This is a genomic window from Pseudomonas baetica (genome assembly GCF_002813455.1).
In the GTDB taxonomy this organism is placed as follows: Bacteria; Pseudomonadota; Gammaproteobacteria; order Pseudomonadales; family Pseudomonadaceae; genus Aquipseudomonas; species Aquipseudomonas baetica.
Genome location: NZ_PHHE01000001.1, coordinates 1,690,891 through 1,706,912, shown reverse-complemented (window position 1 = coordinate 1,706,912; position 16,022 = coordinate 1,690,891). Strand labels below are relative to the sequence as shown.

13 protein-coding genes and 3 pseudogenes are annotated in these 16,022 nt (G+C 54.7%); 10 read left to right on the top strand and 6 right to left on the bottom strand.

Going from position 1 to position 16,022, the window contains the following annotated elements; all coding sequences use genetic code 11:
* Positions 1-179 precede the first annotated feature (179 nt).
* Both ATI02_RS07920 and ATI02_RS07915 read left to right on the top strand, forming a co-directional pair.
* Entirely contained in the window at positions 180-2,510 is a 2,331-nt protein-coding gene (locus ATI02_RS07920; protein ID WP_100848437.1) for a P-loop ATPase, Sll1717 family, read from the top strand.
* A gap of 50 nt (positions 2,511-2,560) precedes the next feature.
* On the top strand, positions 2,561-3,988 hold the full coding sequence (locus ATI02_RS07915; protein WP_100845953.1) for a hypothetical protein: 1,428 nt from the start codon (positions 2,561-2,563) through the stop codon (positions 3,986-3,988).
* Positions 3,989-4,513: 525 nt separating this feature from the next.
* Here ATI02_RS07915 and ATI02_RS07910 read toward each other — a convergent pair.
* Positions 4,514-4,944, bottom strand: a pseudogene (locus tag ATI02_RS07910) (type II secretion system protein N).
* Between the two features lie 120 nt (positions 4,945-5,064).
* On the opposite strand from ATI02_RS07910, the gene gspH reads away from it, so the two are divergent.
* Together gspH and ATI02_RS07900 are read left to right on the top strand one after the other, a co-directional pair.
* Positions 5,065-5,511, top strand: coding sequence for a type II secretion system minor pseudopilin GspH (gene gspH, locus ATI02_RS07905; RefSeq protein ID WP_064392940.1), 447 nt, complete (start codon positions 5,065-5,067; stop codon positions 5,509-5,511).
* Positions 5,508-5,759 (top strand): annotated as a pseudogene (locus ATI02_RS07900) (PulJ/GspJ family protein); the annotation flags it as partial. The gene gspH and the pseudogene ATI02_RS07900, both read left to right, overlap by 4 nt.
* Positions 5,760-5,820: 61 nt before the next feature.
* On the opposite strand, the gene ATI02_RS07895 reads toward ATI02_RS07900, so the two are convergent.
* Entirely contained in the window at positions 5,821-7,068 is a 1,248-nt protein-coding gene (locus ATI02_RS07895) for an IS256 family transposase (RefSeq protein WP_095191982.1), read from the bottom strand.
* A 47-nt stretch (positions 7,069-7,115) separates the two neighbouring features.
* On the opposite strand from ATI02_RS07895, the pseudogene ATI02_RS07890 reads away from it, so the two are divergent.
* Positions 7,116-7,484: pseudogene (locus ATI02_RS07890) on the top strand (type II secretion system protein GspJ); the annotation flags it as partial.
* Positions 7,485-8,679: 1,195 nt separating this feature from the next.
* On the opposite strand, the gene ATI02_RS07880 reads toward ATI02_RS07890, so the two are convergent.
* Genes ATI02_RS07880 through ATI02_RS07870 form a run of 3 tightly spaced genes read right to left on the bottom strand, consistent with a single transcriptional unit; the run spans position 8,680 to position 10,863 of the window.
* Entirely contained in the window at positions 8,680-9,618 is a 939-nt protein-coding gene (locus ATI02_RS07880; RefSeq protein ID WP_100845951.1) for a FecR family protein, read from the bottom strand.
* A gap of 31 nt (positions 9,619-9,649) precedes the next feature.
* Positions 9,650-10,201: an RNA polymerase sigma factor gene (locus ATI02_RS07875; protein WP_100845950.1), complete on the bottom strand. Its 552-nt coding sequence runs from the start codon at positions 10,199-10,201 to the stop codon at positions 9,650-9,652.
* Entirely contained in the window at positions 10,198-10,863 is a 666-nt protein-coding gene (locus ATI02_RS07870; protein WP_100845949.1) for a secretin and TonB N-terminal domain-containing protein, read from the bottom strand. Before ATI02_RS07870 ends, ATI02_RS07875 begins: the two co-directional genes overlap by 4 nt.
* Positions 10,864-11,070: 207 nt before the next feature.
* Between ATI02_RS07870 and ATI02_RS07865 the strand changes: the two genes are divergently transcribed.
* Positions 11,071-11,385 carry a hypothetical protein gene (locus ATI02_RS07865; protein WP_100845948.1) on the top strand — a complete coding sequence of 105 codons (315 nt, stop codon included), beginning with the start codon at positions 11,071-11,073 and terminating at the stop codon, positions 11,383-11,385.
* 150 nt (positions 11,386-11,535) lie between these two features.
* On the opposite strand, the gene ATI02_RS07855 is transcribed toward ATI02_RS07865, so the two are convergent.
* On the bottom strand, positions 11,536-11,976 hold the full coding sequence (locus tag ATI02_RS07855) for a carboxymuconolactone decarboxylase family protein (RefSeq protein ID WP_100845947.1): 441 nt from the start codon (positions 11,974-11,976) through the stop codon (positions 11,536-11,538).
* 494 nt (positions 11,977-12,470) lie between these two features.
* On the opposite strand from ATI02_RS07855, the gene pdxR reads away from it, so the two are divergent.
* The 4 genes from pdxR to ATI02_RS07835 all read left to right on the top strand — a co-directional run bounded on the left by pdxR (position 12,471) and on the right by ATI02_RS07835 (position 15,882).
* On the top strand, positions 12,471-13,904 hold the full coding sequence (pdxR, locus tag ATI02_RS07850; RefSeq protein ID WP_100845946.1) for a MocR-like pyridoxine biosynthesis transcription factor PdxR: 1,434 nt from the start codon (positions 12,471-12,473) through the stop codon (positions 13,902-13,904).
* A 123-nt stretch (positions 13,905-14,027) separates the two neighbouring features.
* Positions 14,028-14,321 (top strand): putative quinol monooxygenase, encoded by a 294-nt coding sequence (locus ATI02_RS07845; RefSeq protein ID WP_100845945.1) that lies wholly within the window; start codon positions 14,028-14,030, stop codon positions 14,319-14,321.
* A 208-nt stretch (positions 14,322-14,529) separates the two neighbouring features.
* Positions 14,530-14,931 carry a cupin domain-containing protein gene (locus tag ATI02_RS07840; protein WP_100845944.1) on the top strand — a complete coding sequence of 134 codons (402 nt, stop codon included), beginning with the start codon at positions 14,530-14,532 and terminating at the stop codon, positions 14,929-14,931.
* Between the two features lie 237 nt (positions 14,932-15,168).
* Positions 15,169-15,882 (top strand): ATPase, encoded by a 714-nt coding sequence (locus ATI02_RS07835; RefSeq protein WP_100845943.1) that lies wholly within the window; start codon positions 15,169-15,171, stop codon positions 15,880-15,882.
* Positions 15,883-16,022: the final 140 nt, after the last annotated feature.

Below are 16,022 nucleotides of genomic sequence, written 5' to 3'. Positions count from 1 at the left end.
AACGAGGCATGATGCCGATGCGCCCTTCCCACCAACCTAAGATCGGTTCAATCCGTAGCTCTGGACAGAGTGGTGGCAAACAGCTAGCTTGGATCGTATAACTGGTTGCTAACGATTGGGAGTAGAGCATTGCGAAAATGCTCTTTATAAGCAAAAAGACCTTTAAACAGGGATTTGTTATGGCCAAATTTTCTGGCTTCTTCGCTTATGCAGCTTCACCTAATGAAATTGGTCAAACTATTGAACGAGCTATACTCGTCGCGAACGAAAACAACAATCTATCTATAAAGTCTTGGCGAGCATTAGATATCGTCGGTCAATTTATCGCAGGGGAAGTTTTAACTGGCATTAAACAAGCAGACCTTTTTGTCGCTGATATTTCCGTCCTAAACTTCAATGTCACTTATGAAATAGGATTCGCTATAGGAATAGGAAAAAGGATTCTAATCACTCGAAATGAAAGCATAAAAGAGGGAACGCCTTCAATTCGAGAAATTGGAATATTCGACACCTTGGGGTATAAAACATACCAAAATTCAGCAGACTTAAGCGAGTTCATAAAGACAGCAATTATTTCAACCCCGATCCCAATACCCAACAGAATAAATAACAAGTCCCCAGTGTATTTGCTTGAGGGACTACATAAAACAGACTGGGCCACACGCATTGTTTCCCGCATAAAAAAAGCAAGATACCTCTTCAGATCATTCGATCCTAATGAACAACCAAGGCTTTCTGCGAACGACGCGATTAGTCAAATATCCCAGTCCCATGGAGTAGTAATACCCTTATTATCTTTTAGGTCTGTCGGTGCCGAATCCCATAACATGCGTGGTGCGTTTCTTGCTGGCTTGGCTGATGGAATGGGTAAAGCACTTTGTATTTTGCAGGATGGCGAAGGTCCAGTTCCAATTGACTATCGCGACTTCGTAAATACCACCTTTCATCCGAATGACATTAACGACTATATAGCGGATTTCGCAGGACGCGTAGCCGAATCCTTTCAACAAGATGTTAAGCTAAACATAACTACAAACGATACATTTCTACAGTCCCTAGATCTAGGTGCAACCTCCGCCGAAAACGAAATGCGGACGCTGGAATCATACTATTTGAAGACGGATCCTTTTTTAAAATCTTTAAGAGGTGAAGCCAACATTGTAGTCGGACGAAAAGGCTCTGGAAAATCAGCTATATTCCTACAAGTGCGCGACAGAGAACGCAACAAAAATGGAAATATTGTTTTAGATCTCAAGCCTGACGGCTACAAGCTAATTAAATTTAAGGAATTAATTTTATCTTTTTTAGAGGAAGGTACTTTTCAACATACTATCATGGCATTCTGGGAGTATGTCTTACTTTTGGAGATATGCTACAAAATCTTAGAAAAAGATCGTGAAGCCCATATACACAACCATCATCTTTACGACCCATATCAAAAACTAGCCAAACTATATAAAAGCGAAGGATACGACAGTGAGGGTGATTTTTCAGAAAGGATGAGCATCCTTATGGAAAAGATAACCACTGAATATCGGTCCAAACATGGCACTGCCACAGAAGTTAGACTTTCGACAGGACAGCTTACTGAACTCCTCTATTGCCACGACGTGAAGCAGCTTACAGAGCAAATCATCGAATACATGCGACACAAAGATGTTTGCTGGCTACTATTTGACAATCTTGATAAAGGCTGGCCAACCTCCGGACTACAAGTAGAAGACCTGCTAATTGTAAGAGCGCTCATTGATGCAACTAAAAAAATTGAACGCCAGTTCGGCAGATCAAGCGTTGTTGTTAACACTATCGTTTTCCTTCGAAATGACGTCTATGAACTTTTGGTAAAAAGCACCTCGGATCGCGGCAAAGAAGCAAAAGTCCTTCTAGACTGGACGGACCCTGACTTACTTAGAGAGCTTATTAGATTAAGGATTGTTGCCAACAACTTTACCGGGAAAGAGCAGTTTCAAGGCCTTTGGCCGAAGCTTTGTGTAAGCCACTTTGACGGCGAAGAAAGTTCCCAGTTTCTAATCGACAGATCTTTAATGAGGCCAAGATTTCTTCTAAATCTCATCAGCCAGTGCAAAAGCTTCGCGATAAACTTAAATCATGAGCAAATAGATAGTGACGACATCATAAAAGGAATGGCGGCTTACTCAACCGACTTACTTATCGATATAAACTATGAAATAAGAGACGTAGAAAGCCATGTGGACGATATTTTATATGCCTTTATAGATAGTAACGCGATATTGAGCAAAACAGAAATTCACTCAGCCCTGAAAGATTTCGGTGTAGATGAGTCGCTAATTGAAAAAATATTTGATCTACTGCTTTGGTACGGCTTTATTGGTCTAGATATTGAAGGAGAGGCCAAATACATTTACAACTTCAACTACAGCGCCCAACTTATGAATGGAGTAATAAAGAAAAAACCGGACATATCCTACGTCATAAACCCAGCCTTCTGGCCAGCATTAATGATAAAAACTAATTTACCAACCCACTAGATCATTGCTCGAAGCCAAGCTAGCACATCCGTCAACGAAGGGAATCATCGATGAACAATTTAATTCAAAAGCCACAAATGCAGTTAGTTGACCCACAAGCACAGATGATTGTGGACGTACTGCAAAGTATTGGACTACCACACGACAATATTATTGCGTCTGCTGAAGACAGAGCGATAATTGGGCAGAGCTTGCCGGCTCTTATTGAATCGCTCCCTCCCGAAGCCAAGCAAGGTGCTAGATATCTTTCAAAATTTGTAGTAGGCGCGGGATTCGGTCTTTTCGATTACTCCCTCAATGCAATCTGGAACGAAGTAGTCCTAGACCTTCACAAAAAAGTTATAGCTTACGGCCTTGATATTTTCTACGACGCAGCCATTGGCGGAAAAAACAGAGAATTTTATCAAACAGAGGAGGATCTTCGCTCAGTAAAAGATTCAACACTGCTTGATACGTGCCGTAAACTTGAACTAATCAGTGAAACCACATCCAAGAAACTAAAACATATGCTTGACATGCGGAATGACATAGGCATTTCGCACCCAACTAATTACACTATCAATGCTTATGAATTACTAGCTTGGCTTACAAACTGCATCAAAGACGTCCTGAAAGACCGACCTACAGAGTCCGCACTACAGGTTCAGGCATTTATTCAAAACTTACGCAGTTATACCCAGCCATTAGACGCCACCAATCTTGCTGGAATAACTGCAAAAATCAATGAACTCGCGTCTCATCACTGCGGGAACGTTCTGAGAACAATGTTTGGGATATACGTTGCTCATGATACAGACCCACAGGTTCGAAAAAATATTTCACTTTTATCTATACCTGTTTGGCGTGCAAGCAACGATGATTTCAAATATCGCCTTGGTCTGACATTAGAAGGATACAATACAAATCTCCACAAAGATAAATATGATCTCGGGGCTCAGTTCTTCCAGGTTGTCAACGGTAATGCCTTCCGTTCCAACGCAGAGCGTGCAATATTAGTTGATGGTCTGGTCGACACATTGCTAGAAAAACATCATGCTTGGGATAATTATCATCATGAAGCCCCTGTAGCTGATGAGATCATGTCTTATATCCACAACCAGCAAGATATACTGCAGAACTTTGGCCCAAAACTGATAAAAGTATTTCTCATGTGCCGTATTGGTAATGGCCGAGCCTATAACAACGGCGTTTCGCCACGAGGCACAGGATACTACGACCAACTCCTTGCTTTATTAGGAGACGCGTGGGCTCCATCAGCACTGGCTGCTTTAACCTCATACGAGATACAGCTCCAGTTAAGCGAAGAGATTTGCCGAAAACAAGCATGTAAGGCCTTAGAAAAACTAAAATCAGGTGTAGTCAATCAGCGATTGCTTGAATGCATTGACTTTCTCCTTGCCAATCTACCGGGTAATGGCAAAGCTCCACTTGATAGCCGGTTCAAACAACTGACTGCAGGATACTTAACGTGGCCATAGTTCTGATTCAGAAAAAGACAACCTTCTCATCTATACAAACAATTTAAATTCAGCTTAGATTCACCTGAAAAGCCCGTATACATAATGAAAGCTGGTATGACGGGCTTTTCATGATCTTCTTGGGTACGGGTACATCTCGCCGTAATTGCCCAACTACCGAATTTTGCTCTGCCTATCTAATGACAGAAGAAATTATCAAACTCTGGGAGTTGCTACATTGGATCGGCGAGTCCAAAACGAACTCATAGACCCACCTTGTCGGCGTGCATCACCCGGCGCTGCTCCGAGGAGTTCTTATTAATAAACGCTGAGACAGCCTTCATTGATCGCACGATCATTCCATCTACAACTTTCCGGTGAAAATAGTTTTAATGGCCCGCTTTTAGCCGATAGTGGGTATTCACATCAGTTTACCCTTGCGTGAAGGCGCAAATATTTTTTGCTTTTAATTCCTTCTCTTTTTCAGAAGCACTTGTAATGGCATCCGTCTAAACCGTAAAAACCAACTTCCTTCAACATTAGAAATCAAGGCCTCACCAAACTAGGCAACACCACCCCCTCCCCCAACCTCTCCACCCCCAACCTTACCCTCTCCCCCCCTGCTCAATCACCACCCCATCCCCCTCCACCGCCAACAACTTCACCCCCGGCCCAACCTTCTCCCCCTGCAAAAAACTCCTCGGCGGCCCATCGTTCAGGCTCAGTATCGCCACCGCCCCCCTACTACCCGCCATCACCCCGCTCACCTTGATATCCACCGGCGCCGTCTGATTGGAAAACCACTGCAACGCCGGGCTATCACTGCGTGCCGCCAGCAATTGCGGGGCCGCTGCCGGGGTGTGTGATTCGGCGGAGGTCAGCAGCAGCGACGACCACGTCGCTACGCCGACCAGCGCTGCGAGCAGCGCGAGTGCCTGGACCATTTGGGGTGGGGAAAAGCGTGCGGTGAATCTCATGGGTTGAATCTCCTTTTTATCCCTGCTGTCAGCCTACGCGGCAATTCTCTCCGTTTTATTTCACACGCCTTACATGTTGGCCGTGCACGATGGCGCAGGACGCAAAGGAGCGCGCGCGCGATGAACAGGCAAGAGGGTTTTACGCTGATCGAGTTGATGGTGGTGCTGGTGATCATCGGCATCGCCAGTGCGGCGATCAGCCTGAGTATCAAGCCGGATCCGTTGCAGTTGCTGCGCAAGGATGCCGAGCGTGTGGCGCAGTTGCTGCAGGTCGCGCAGGCCGAGGCGCGGGCGGATGGCCGGCCGATTGTGTGGGTGAGTGATGCCAAGGGGTTTCGGTTTAGTCGGCGCAGTGACAGTGGCAAGGGGTTTGATCATTTCGCGCAGGATCCGCAGTTGCGGCCGCGTGCCTGGCAGAGTCCGAAGATGGAGGTGCGGGTGGAGCCGAAACAGAGGGTTGTGCTGAACGCTGAGTGGATCAATCCGCCGCTGCAATTGACGTTGTCGGATGGGTTGAATCGCTTGAGTGTGCTGCGTGATGGCAGCGGAAGGATCAGTCTGCAATGAAGCGCCAGCAGGGTTTTACGCTGATTGAGGTGATGGTCGCGATTTTGTTGATGGCGGTGGTGAGTTTGATTGCCTGGCGCGGGCTGGACAGTGTGACGCGGGCGGACAGTCATTTGCAGGCGAGCAGTGAGCAGAGTGACGGTTTGTTGCGGGCGTTGAATCAGTTGCAGCGGGATGTGGAGATGCGGGCGGGGATTGAGCTGACCGAGCCGAAGAAGGTTGGCGTGGATGATGAGCCACCGAGCGCCCGAGAGTGTCAGATTTTTTGTGTGCGGGCCGGTAATGGCCTGCCGTCAGGCAGGCCGGGTTTTACCAGGTCGGCCTGATAAATCGATCTCCGTACAGAATCGCAAATTGGTTCATCGCACTCTTCCAGTCATGAGCCGCCGAGCCCCAGTTTGCCGTGATGTTACGCAGCCCAAGCCAGATCAGCTTGGTCGCTGCGTCATCCGTCGGGAAGTGGCCCCGGGTCTTGATGATCTTGCGTAGCTGAGCGTTGATGCTTTCGATAGCGTTGGTCGTATAGATCACTTTTCGAATGGCAGGCGGGAAGACAAAAAATGGAATCACTCGATCCCAGGCTCGTCTCCAGGCCGCCACCACCGTTGGGTATTGCTTACCCCAAGGGCCATTTTCAAAGGCATCCAGTGCTTCCTCAGCCGCTTCTGCGTTGATGGCTTGATAGATCGGTTTTAGCGCCTTGGCCAGCTCACGGCGCTTGTCCCACGCCGCGTAATCGAGGCTGTTGCGGATCAAGTGGACGATGCATGTTTGCAGCGTTGTTGCCGGAAATACTGCGCTTAGCGCCTCTGGCATGCCTTTGAGACCGTCAGTCACGGCGATCAGCACGTCCTCTACGCCGCGGGTCTTGAGGTCGTTGAAGACCTTCATCCAGAACTTCGCACCCTCGGTGTTTTCGATCCAGATACCAAGAATATCGCGCGTTCCATCGGGTAAAACACCCAGCGCCAAGTAAATCGCCTTGTTGCGGACAAGGCCTTCTTCTCGGATCTTGACCCGCAGCGCATCGAAGAAAATGACTGGGTACATCGGCTCAAGCGGTCGCTGTTGCCACGCACCAATTTCCTCCATCACCTCGTGCGTGACTGAGCTGATGAAGTCATGGGAAACGTCCGTCCCGTATTGCTCAGAGAGGAAAGCGCGGATTTCTCGAACGGTCATGCCTCGGGCATACATGGCGATGATCTTGTCATCAAAACCGGTGTAACGCCGCTCATGCTTGGGGATCAGAATGGGGGCAAAACTGCCATCCCGATCACGGGGAATCTCCAGCCGCAGCGGGCCATCCCCCGTCAAAATCGTCTTGCCCGTTTTGCCATTGCGCTGGTTGGTTTCATCCTCTGGGCGCTGCGCGCCCGGCGGATACCCCAGGTGGTGACCGAGCTCGGCACTCAATGCTCGCTCAATCAAGGCCTTCTTGAAGGCCGCAGAAGCGTCTTCAATAGCCTCTGCGGTAATCAGCCCCTCACCGAACTCTTCGAGCAGCTCCTTGGGGATTTTTGGTAGGTCACGCAGGGGTTTCTTTTTGGTTGGCATACATGCACCTCTTACTCATGTTATGCCCGAACACAAAATTTCTGACACCCCCGAGCGCCCCGCCCGCTCTGACTGTGCGCAGTAGCGACAGTAAGGGTTTTCGGCTGGACATTATTCGCACGGCGGCGGATCAGCCGGGGGCGTTGCAGCGGGTGCGGTGGTGGGTCAAGGGTGACACGTTGTATCGAGCGGTGGCGGCGGCGCGGAGTCGGTATCCGTTGCCGGCGCCTACTGACGGGGTTGCTGTGCTGAAGGATGTTAGTGATGCACAGATTCGGGTTTGGGAAGTGGATAAGGGCTGGCGGCAGTTGAGTGGGAATCGGCGGGAGGATCCGTTGGGGTTGGAGATTCGGTTGAGTCGGGAGGTGCCGCAGGGGGTGGAAAAGTATCGGCTGGTGATTGGGCCGTTGGACTGACACATGCCTGATATTCCCTGTGCGGCAGCTCCTGCATTGGAATCGGGTACATCTGGCAGGGACTGGTTGGCTGACCGGGCGTCTTCGCGAGCAAGCCCGCTCCCACAGGTTGGATTGGGTGTAGGCAGTTGGAGGTTGGTTGGCTGTTTGGGTGTCATCGCCAGCAGGCTGGCTCCTACAGTTGGATTGGGTGTAGGCAGTTAGAAATTGGTTGGCTGTTTGGGTGTCATCGCTGGCAAGCCAGTTCCCACAGTTGGATTGGGTGCAGGCAGTTAGAAATTGGTTGGCTGGCAGGTCGCCTTCGCGAGCAGGCTCGCTCCCACAATGGGATCGAGTATACCCGCCAGAGCTTGGGTGGCTGGCAGGCCGTCATCGCTGGCAAGCCAGGCTCCCACAGGGATTGAGTACAACCGGTAGATATTGGTTGGCTGGCAGGCCGTCATCGCTGGCAAGCCAGCTCCCACAGGGATTGAGTACAACCGGTAGATATTGGTTGGCTGGCAGGCCGTCATCGCTGGCAAGCCAGGCTCCCACAGGGATTGAGTACAACCGGTAGATATTGGTTGGCTGTCAGGCCGTCATCGCTGGCAAGCCAGCTCCCATAGGGATTGGGGGTGGTCAGTTGGGGGTTGGTTGGCTGTGAGGTCGTCATCGCGAGCAGGCTCACTCCTACAATTGGATTGGGGGTAGTCAGTTGGGGATTGGTTGGCTGGTCGGCCGTCATCGCTGGCAAGCCAGCTCCCACAGGCATTGGGGCTGGTCAGTTGGGGTTGGTTGGCTGGCAGGCCGCCTTCGCGAGCAGGCTCGCTCCCACCGTTTTAAATTTGCGTACAGCCCCAGCGGCAAAGCCGCCCCACTCAACAGGATGAGCGTTAGCTCGGCTGCAGATCTTGATCTTGATCTTGATCCACAGGCGACGTCGGAAGGCCTCGTTCCGGGATTCATCCGGGGGTGGGAGCGCAGCGACCGTTTGGCGCAGCCAAATGCATCGAGAGGAGGTGCAGCGAAGCAAACCGTAGGCGATGCGCCCGGATGGATCCCGGAGCGAAGGAACCCCGAGCCTCAGCGAGCGGGCCGCACGTAGGAGCAAGCCTTTTGGGTTACCTTTTCGGCGTTTGGAAAAGGTGACCCGCCGTCAGGGCGGAACCCTAAGCAGCCATAACCGCAGCAACGGATATGTACCCAATCAACCCCACTAGCTCAAAACGACGACGCCACCCGGCAACTCAGTGCATTTGACGCCATAAGCATCCCGAATCAGCAATGCAACGCCAGCAAGTTGGTCAAGGCTGAAACGAGCCTGGACGCGGCGTTGGCCAAGTTCGCGGTTGAGCAGCAGCAACATGCCGGGACGGTAGCGGTTGATCTCATCAATCATCTGACTCAACGTCGCCCCGTTAAACACCAACACCTGCTGCCGCCAATTCATCACCGCCGCCGTGTCGACACTCTGCACACTGCCAACCTGCCGCGCGTCATAGGTCACCTGCTGCCCCGGTTCAAGACGCAGGCTGCGACCTTCAACATCCACTTCAACCGCACCATCAAGGCAAGTCACGCAAACTTGCTGATCAGTATTACGCAAGTTGAAACGCCCCTGACTGGCACGCAACCACCCTCCCCCAGCCTGCATCGCCAGCGGCAACCGCGCGGTCTGCACCTCAACCTCCCCACTGACCAGCTCAAAACCCTGCACACCGTCAGACACTGCACGCTGATTGATCCGCGTCTGCGTGTTGAGCTCCAGGCTCACACCCTGCGCCGGTTCAAAGCGGCGCTGTTGGCCGACCTCAGTAATGTAGTCAGCGCCCAGCCCTTCAAAACCACCAGGAATCGTCCCGCGCACCAGCAAAAACGCCGCCGATGCGGCAATCGCGCCACCGAGAAAAGCACGTCGACCAAACCCGCGCGGCGCCTGCATTTGCTCCACGGCCGGTTGCAGTTGCTGCCACAACCGCTTGGCCTCTTCGAACGCGCGGGCGTGCTCGGCGCTCTGGGCGCACCATTCGCGCAAGGCGCGGGCGTCGGCGACGGTGGCGCGGCCCGAGGTCAGCAGAACCAGCCAGTCACGGGCTTCGCTGTGCAGAGGGTCGGCCGCCGATGGCTCGGCAGGTGTCAGTCGAAAGATGTTCAAACGCGCAGATTCTCAACGAATTGATCGGGCACTATTCAGAAGACGGTTTTCCGGCCCCGCGACCGAACCGCTGAAACACTTTTCTTTCCAGTTTGGCGGCGCAGAAGCCCAACGCCGCTTTGATTTCCTTCTCAACCATGCGTGTGGAAATGCCAAAGCGCTGGGAGATTTCCAGATGCGGCGCCTCTTCCAGACGCGCCGCGATGAAGATCTTCCGGCGCCGTGCGGGCAGCTCGTACAACGCACTGAGCAGCGACTGGATTTCCTTTTGCCCACCGACCACCCGCGCCGGGTCGAGCGCTTCGTCGCCGATTTGCAGCAGCTCCTCGACTTCTTCGCCGGTGAGCAGGCGCGCATCAGCCTGGCGGCGGTCGGCAGCGATGTTCAGGGCCATGCGATAGAGGTAGGCATTGGGTCGCAAAAGGTTGGGCGGCGTCTCCATGCGGTCGACCCGCAGCCAGGTCTCGTGCAACACGTCGTTGGCCAGATCCTCCGAGCCCAAACGCCGACGCAGGCGCACCCTGAAGTCCTCGTAAGACGTCAGGAACAGTTGAGCCATCGAACCTTGTCCGGTGTCTTTCATCCCCCGGAAACTCCTTCCCATTTGGTGCATTCCATGCGTTTCCCTGACGACTCCGGTAACAACAGCAACGTGACCGGCTGACGCAAGGCGCTGGGCGTCGGCCGGTTGATCCTGAGATTGCGAAAGCTTTCCACCAGCGCGTTATCGCGCCGTACATCACCGGTCGAGGTGACCAACCGGTTGTGCTGCACCAGGCCATCGCGCCCGACCCACACCTGCAACACCGCGCGATAACTGCCGGGACGGGTCAGCGGCGAGCGGCACAGGTTGCGCTCGATTGCCGCTTGCACCGCCGTGGCGTAACTGCGGTTGACCGCGACGCTTTCCGGCGTCTGTTTTTGCGGCGGCGCCGGCACGTCTTCGACCTGCGCCACTTGCAAGGTAAATGCATCGTCCCGGGCGTAGCGCGCCATCAAACCACTGCCGCCAAGCAATCGACGCAGGGCATCGGCGGCGGTGTATTCGCCATCCACCGCCAACGAGCGCCGGCCGCGACTCAACTGACTGTCGACCAGCACCGCCACACCGGTGGCGTGGCTGTACTGATCCAGCGCGTGCGCCAGATCCTGTGCCGGAATGTGCAGCGTCATGCGCAGGTCCGCCGGCACCGCATCGGCCATGGCGTGGCCCGCCGTACAGCCAAGCAGCCACCCCAGACACATCCGGCGCACAAGCCTCGTTGAACGCTGAAACCCGTCCGTGGAATTGCCTCGCTGCACGGCTGACGAATCCTTGGAAATCGTCATCCTGAGGGCTGTTTATGAATCTGGTGTGACGGGCGGTGCAAAAAAACCATCACGGGAATTGCGCACGGCTTGCACTAGACTCAAACCAAAGCGCGGCCCCGTCGGGCCGGCCAGGAGGCGAGCATGAAAACACTGTGGCGATTGAGCCTTGGCGGGCTGTTGTTGATGGCGCTGTCGAGCGCTTATGCCGAGGAACCGTTGGGCTGTGTCGAGGTGACGGTCGGCGGCTACAAGGCGCCGAATTACGATTGCCTGAGCCAGCAGATGGGCAACAACCCCGAAGGCGCTGCGGCGGCTAAAAAGAATCAAGAGGCGCTGAATGTGCCAGTGAACAAACGGCCGCCGAATCAGGTTGGCCTCGCGACCCCGGCCGCGACCAGCACGCGGATGGGCAATACCTTTGGCACGTCGGTGAAACCGCAACGTCCGCCGCAGTGACATCGACGAACCAATGACACCCATGTAGGAGCTGCCGAAGGCTGCGATCTTTTGACTTTGCCTTTAAAAAACAAGATCAAAAGATCGCAGCCTTCGGCAGCTCCTACACTGATTGTGCCCATGCCCCGGATGGGAACGATCAGGGCGGGCTCAATCGCTTGGGGTTTGGCGGAAGCTCACCGCAAGGCGATTCCAGCTGTTGATGGTGGTGACGGCCATGGTCAGGTCGACCATCTCCCCTTCACTGAATTGCTCGCGCGCCTGCTGGTAAATGTCATCCGGCACATGGCTGTCGGCAAGCAGCGTCACCGCCTCAGCCCAGGCGAGCGCCGCACGCTCGCGGGGATTGAAGAAGTTGCTGTCGCGCCACACCGCAAGCGCATACAAGCGTCGATCACTCTCCCCGGCCCGTCGTGCATCCACCGAGTGCATGTCGGTGCAGAACGCACAGCCGTTGAGCTGCGAGGCGCGGATCCTGATCAGTTGCAGCAGCGGCTGCTCGATGCTCAGGTGGCTGGTCAGCGCCTCCATGGCAATCATCGCTTTCATCGCCTTGGGCGAAGCGTTGTAGTAATCCAGGCGCGGGGACATGGGCAGGTCTCGGTAGACGGAATAATGACTTCACCGTAAACGCTGACAGCGATGCATCACAGCCCCAATTGCACGGAAAACCGGCACACCACTGCATCCCCGCCAAACACAAATCCCCCTGTGGGAGCGGGCTTGCTCGCGAAGGCGGTGAGTCAGTCGATAGTTCAGTTGCCTGATACGACGCCTTCGCGAGCAAGCCCGCTCCCACATGGGAATGATGGTAAGGACGAGATTTGTGTCTGGCCACAGTCAGGGTGGGAGTGGGCTTGCTCACGAAGGGGGCGATACATTCAACATCGGTGTTTCCTGACCTGATGCCTTCGCGAGCAAGCCCGCTCCCACAGGGGAATGATGGTGGGGACGAGATTTGTGTCTGGCTACAGTCAGGGTGGGAGTGGGGCCAATTTCGGGTTTTTCGGGTAGGCAACTATTGCCCATCCCGCAACAGCGGTAATCTGGCGGGCACTCAATTCGCCCTCCGGAGCCCAGTCGGTATGGAACTTCACGTTGTGATCAACGGCCGCAAGGATCTGGCCGGTCAGTTGTATCAGCAACTGCGTGGCGCCATCGAATCCGGGCGTTTGGCCGCTGGCACACAATTGCCTCCGAGCCGCTTGCTGGCCGAGCAACTGGGGATTTCGCGCAAAACCATTTCCGACACCTACGCCCAACTGACCTACGAAAACTTCCTCACCGGCGTGATCGGCAAAGGCACCTACGTCAACGCACGCCCGGCGCAAGTCCAGCGCAAGCAAAGCCATACCGAACTGGCCAGCGCCGAGGTGATCGAGCGCTGGCGCAATCTGCCGGTGTTTCTGCGTCACCCGACGCTGGAAGGTTCGCTGCGCTACGACTTTATCGGCGGCGCCACCAGCAAGGGCCAGTTCCCCCATGACGACTGGCGCCGCTGTGTCTCTCATGCGATGCGCCAGATGGCCGGTTCAAAAGGCTTCTACAGCGTGCCCGAAGGCTTGCCGGCGCTGCGCAATGCGATTGCCCGGCACATCGCGTTTTCCCGTGGGGTGAACTGCCAGGACGAAGACATTGTGGTGTGCAACGGCGCGCAACAGGCGCTGGACCTGATCACCCGCGTGTTGATCAGCCCCGGCAGTCGGGTCGCGATGGAAGACCCGGGCTACCCGCCGGCGCGCTTGCTGTTCGGCACCCACGGCGCGGATGTGGTCGGCGTGCCCGTGGATGACGAAGGCATTGTGGTTGAGCAAATTCCCGAGGGCACGCGACTGATCTACGTCACGCCCTCGCACCAGTTTCCGCTGAGCATGCCGATGAGTCAGGCGCGGCGCGAAGCCTTGCTGGCCCGCGCCTATGAGCTGGGAGCAATCATCATCGAGGACGACTACGACAGCGAGTTCCGCTACGAAGGCCGGCCCACCGACTCCCTGTTCAGCCTCGACCAGCGCGGCATCGTCGCCTACGTCGGAACGTTCTCCAAAACCCTGCTGCCGGAGCTGCGCCTGGGTTACGCGATCCTGCCGCCAGCGATCCTCGAAGCGGTGATCCGCGCCAAGCAACTCACTGATCTGCATGCCTCCACCCTGCCGCAATGGGCCTTGGCGAAGTTCATCGCCGAGGGTTGCCTGCTCAAGCATATCCGCCGCTGCCATACGATTTACGCCCAGCGCCGCGAACGGATTCTGGCGCGCATGGCCAGCGATCTGTCGCCGTGGCTTGAGGCGGTGCCACCCAGCGCCGGGTTCCACATGGCGGCGTTCTGCAAACGGCCGATCGATTTGCCGTTGGTGATCGAGCTGGCAAAAAAGGTCGAGGTCGGCCTCTACGCCATCGACGGCTTCTACTATCAGCAACCGATAAAAAGTGGTCTGTACTTCGGCTTCGGCGCCATCGAAACCCTGGACATCGATATCGCCCTGGATCGCCTGCGCGACATCCTCCAGCAAGTGGCTTGAGTGATTGGCCTAACCGATTAACCGCCGATTGGTTATTGGTGATACCGGGGTGCAGGCCTATTCTGCACAGGCGTTTTCCCTCAATGAGCAGGATTCGTCCGGCCTGATTCAGGAGTGTGAGCAATGTCCAACGAAGTGATCAACACCGTACAGGTGCAGGCCGCCGCCGGCCGTGCGGATGAACTGGGCAGGCAACTGCAGAAGATCGTCGAAACCCTGCGTGAAACGCCGGGCTGCGACTCCTATATGGTCGACCGCTGTCCCGAAGACAGCCACCGCTGGATGGTCAGTGCCCGTTGGCAGTCGGAAGCGGCGATGCAGGCGCATTTCAACCGGCCCGAGGCGCAGGGGTTTATTGACCTGATCGATAGTCGATTGGCCAATAGTGTGGATTTCAACAGCTTCCCTATCGTCTGACCCGACGCCTTCGCGAGCAGGCTCGCTCCCACATTGGAATGCGTACCCTGTGGGAGCGGGCTTGCTCGCGAAGGCGTATTGCGCCCCGCCCATTTTCTTCCTGAAGCCCCACCAATTGGTCACCTGATCTTCCAGAATATTGGCCGTTTGAATGCCCTGCCCTGCGGACTACTGTGATTGCACCCCCAACCCTCACAGGTAACCCGCCATGAAAGCCCTGCACTTCTTCGCCGCCGCCCTCGCCTTGACGATTTCCGCCTCGGCCCTCGCCCATGACCCGTCTGAGAAAGTCACCGTCCTGCAAGACCAACCGCTGAAAAACGCCCCCGGCAAAAAAGCCATGATGATCGAGGTCGACTACAAACCCGGCCAGTCTTCCATCGCGCACAAACACGAGGGCACGGCCATGGCCTATGTGCTCGAAGGCGAAGTGATTTCCCAGGTGAAAGGTGAACAGGCGACCACCTACAAGAAAGGCCAGTTCTGGTACGAGCCCGCCGGCTCCGAGCATCTGGTGTCAAAAAATGCCAGCAAAAGCAAACCGGCCAAGTTGCTGGTGTTTATGGTGCTGGCCCCGGACGAACAGGTGTTGATCCCCCTGAAAGACTGATGGTTGTTTGGCCAGCCATAAATAAAAAGGCGCAAATCGCTGATTTGCGCCTTTTTATTGCTCGGGGCAATTAACCGATTGCGTTTAAAGCAAATAAAACTATCCACGCGCTGATAAACCGACAAATTGTCAGCTGCCTTACAGGTTCTCCGGTTTAGTCTGAGTTAGCGCCGAGCGCCGTTTTAAAACTCGGCAATTGCAACTTTCCGACTGAAGTTGTTTCACGGGAGATTCACCATGAAACTTGCGTTGGCCAGTACGTTGGTAATTTCGGTTTTAGCCCTCTCCGCCTGTTCAGTGCCTACCGCTCCGCGAGCGGTCTCATCCCTCGACACGCTACTGCCCCACCCGACCGGCCGCAGCAGCGCCACTCAGGTGAAAAGCGGTCCCGGCGTCGCGCTCGGCGTCATCTACAGCCCAAGTACCCAGACCAATCGCGAATACCTGCGCGACTATCAGGCCAACGCCGGCACCGGTTTCGGCCAGAGCCTGCTGGTGCAACCGATCCACGACGCCTATGTCGCCAGCTCAAAACCGGACATGGCCGTTGACTGGGTCAACGCCTCCCTGCAACGCCAGTTCGGCTCAGTGACGGTCTACCCGAACATGCAAAGCCTGCGCGCTGCAAGACCGGATGTGGTGGCAATTGTCGATACCCACAGCCAACTGATTACTTCGCGCAGTTCCGATATCAAGGCCGATGTCAGTGCCGATTTTTATGATGCGCAACTTGACTACATCGGCACGGCGAAAGGTTCGGAGGCGAAAGAACTGACGCCGATCTGGGCGGACTTCAAAGGGTCTAAAGAAATTGTCGCGGATATTAATCAGCAACAGGATGTGCAAGTAAGGGCGCTGCAGAAGTTTGACCAGTCGCTCAGTAATTTATTGACCAGACCGACAAGTAACGTGTCGATGCTCGATAGTAAACAAGGTCAGAAGTTGTATTGAATGTAAGGGCCCTTTCGCGAGCAGGCTCGCTCCCACAGGGGACTTGTGTCGATCACAAAACCAATGTGGGAGCGAGCCTGCTCGCGAAGGGGCCAGACCAGACACCACAAAACCTTCAGACATAAAAAAGCCCCGGCATC

What these genes read in the sequence shown, in the direction of transcription:
- ATI02_RS07920 (WP_100848437.1), top strand. Translation starts at nt 180, where the DNA reads ATGGCCAAATTTTCTGGCTTCTTCGCTTATGCAGCTTCACCTAATGAA.
- ATI02_RS07915 (WP_100845953.1), top strand. Translation starts at nt 2,561, where the DNA reads ATGAACAATTTAATTCAAAAGCCACAAATGCAGTTAGTTGACCCACAA.
- gspH (WP_064392940.1), top strand. Translation starts at nt 5,065, where the DNA reads ATGAACAGGCAAGAGGGTTTTACGCTGATCGAGTTGATGGTGGTGCTG.
- ATI02_RS07895 (WP_095191982.1), bottom strand. Translation starts at nt 7,068, where the DNA reads ATGCCAACCAAAAAGAAACCCCTGCGTGACCTACCAAAAATCCCCAAG.
- ATI02_RS07875 (WP_100845950.1), bottom strand. Translation starts at nt 10,201, where the DNA reads ATGAAAGACACCGGACAAGGTTCGATGGCTCAACTGTTCCTGACGTCT.
- ATI02_RS07870 (WP_100845949.1), bottom strand. Translation starts at nt 10,863, where the DNA reads ATGTGTCTGGGGTGGCTGCTTGGCTGTACGGCGGGCCACGCCATGGCC.
- ATI02_RS07865 (WP_100845948.1), top strand. Translation starts at nt 11,071, where the DNA reads ATGAAAACACTGTGGCGATTGAGCCTTGGCGGGCTGTTGTTGATGGCG.
- ATI02_RS07855 (WP_100845947.1), bottom strand. Translation starts at nt 11,976, where the DNA reads ATGTCCCCGCGCCTGGATTACTACAACGCTTCGCCCAAGGCGATGAAA.
- pdxR (WP_100845946.1), top strand. Translation starts at nt 12,471, where the DNA reads ATGGAACTTCACGTTGTGATCAACGGCCGCAAGGATCTGGCCGGTCAG.
- ATI02_RS07845 (WP_100845945.1), top strand. Translation starts at nt 14,028, where the DNA reads ATGTCCAACGAAGTGATCAACACCGTACAGGTGCAGGCCGCCGCCGGC.
- ATI02_RS07840 (WP_100845944.1), top strand. Translation starts at nt 14,530, where the DNA reads ATGAAAGCCCTGCACTTCTTCGCCGCCGCCCTCGCCTTGACGATTTCC.
- ATI02_RS07835 (WP_100845943.1), top strand. Translation starts at nt 15,169, where the DNA reads ATGAAACTTGCGTTGGCCAGTACGTTGGTAATTTCGGTTTTAGCCCTC.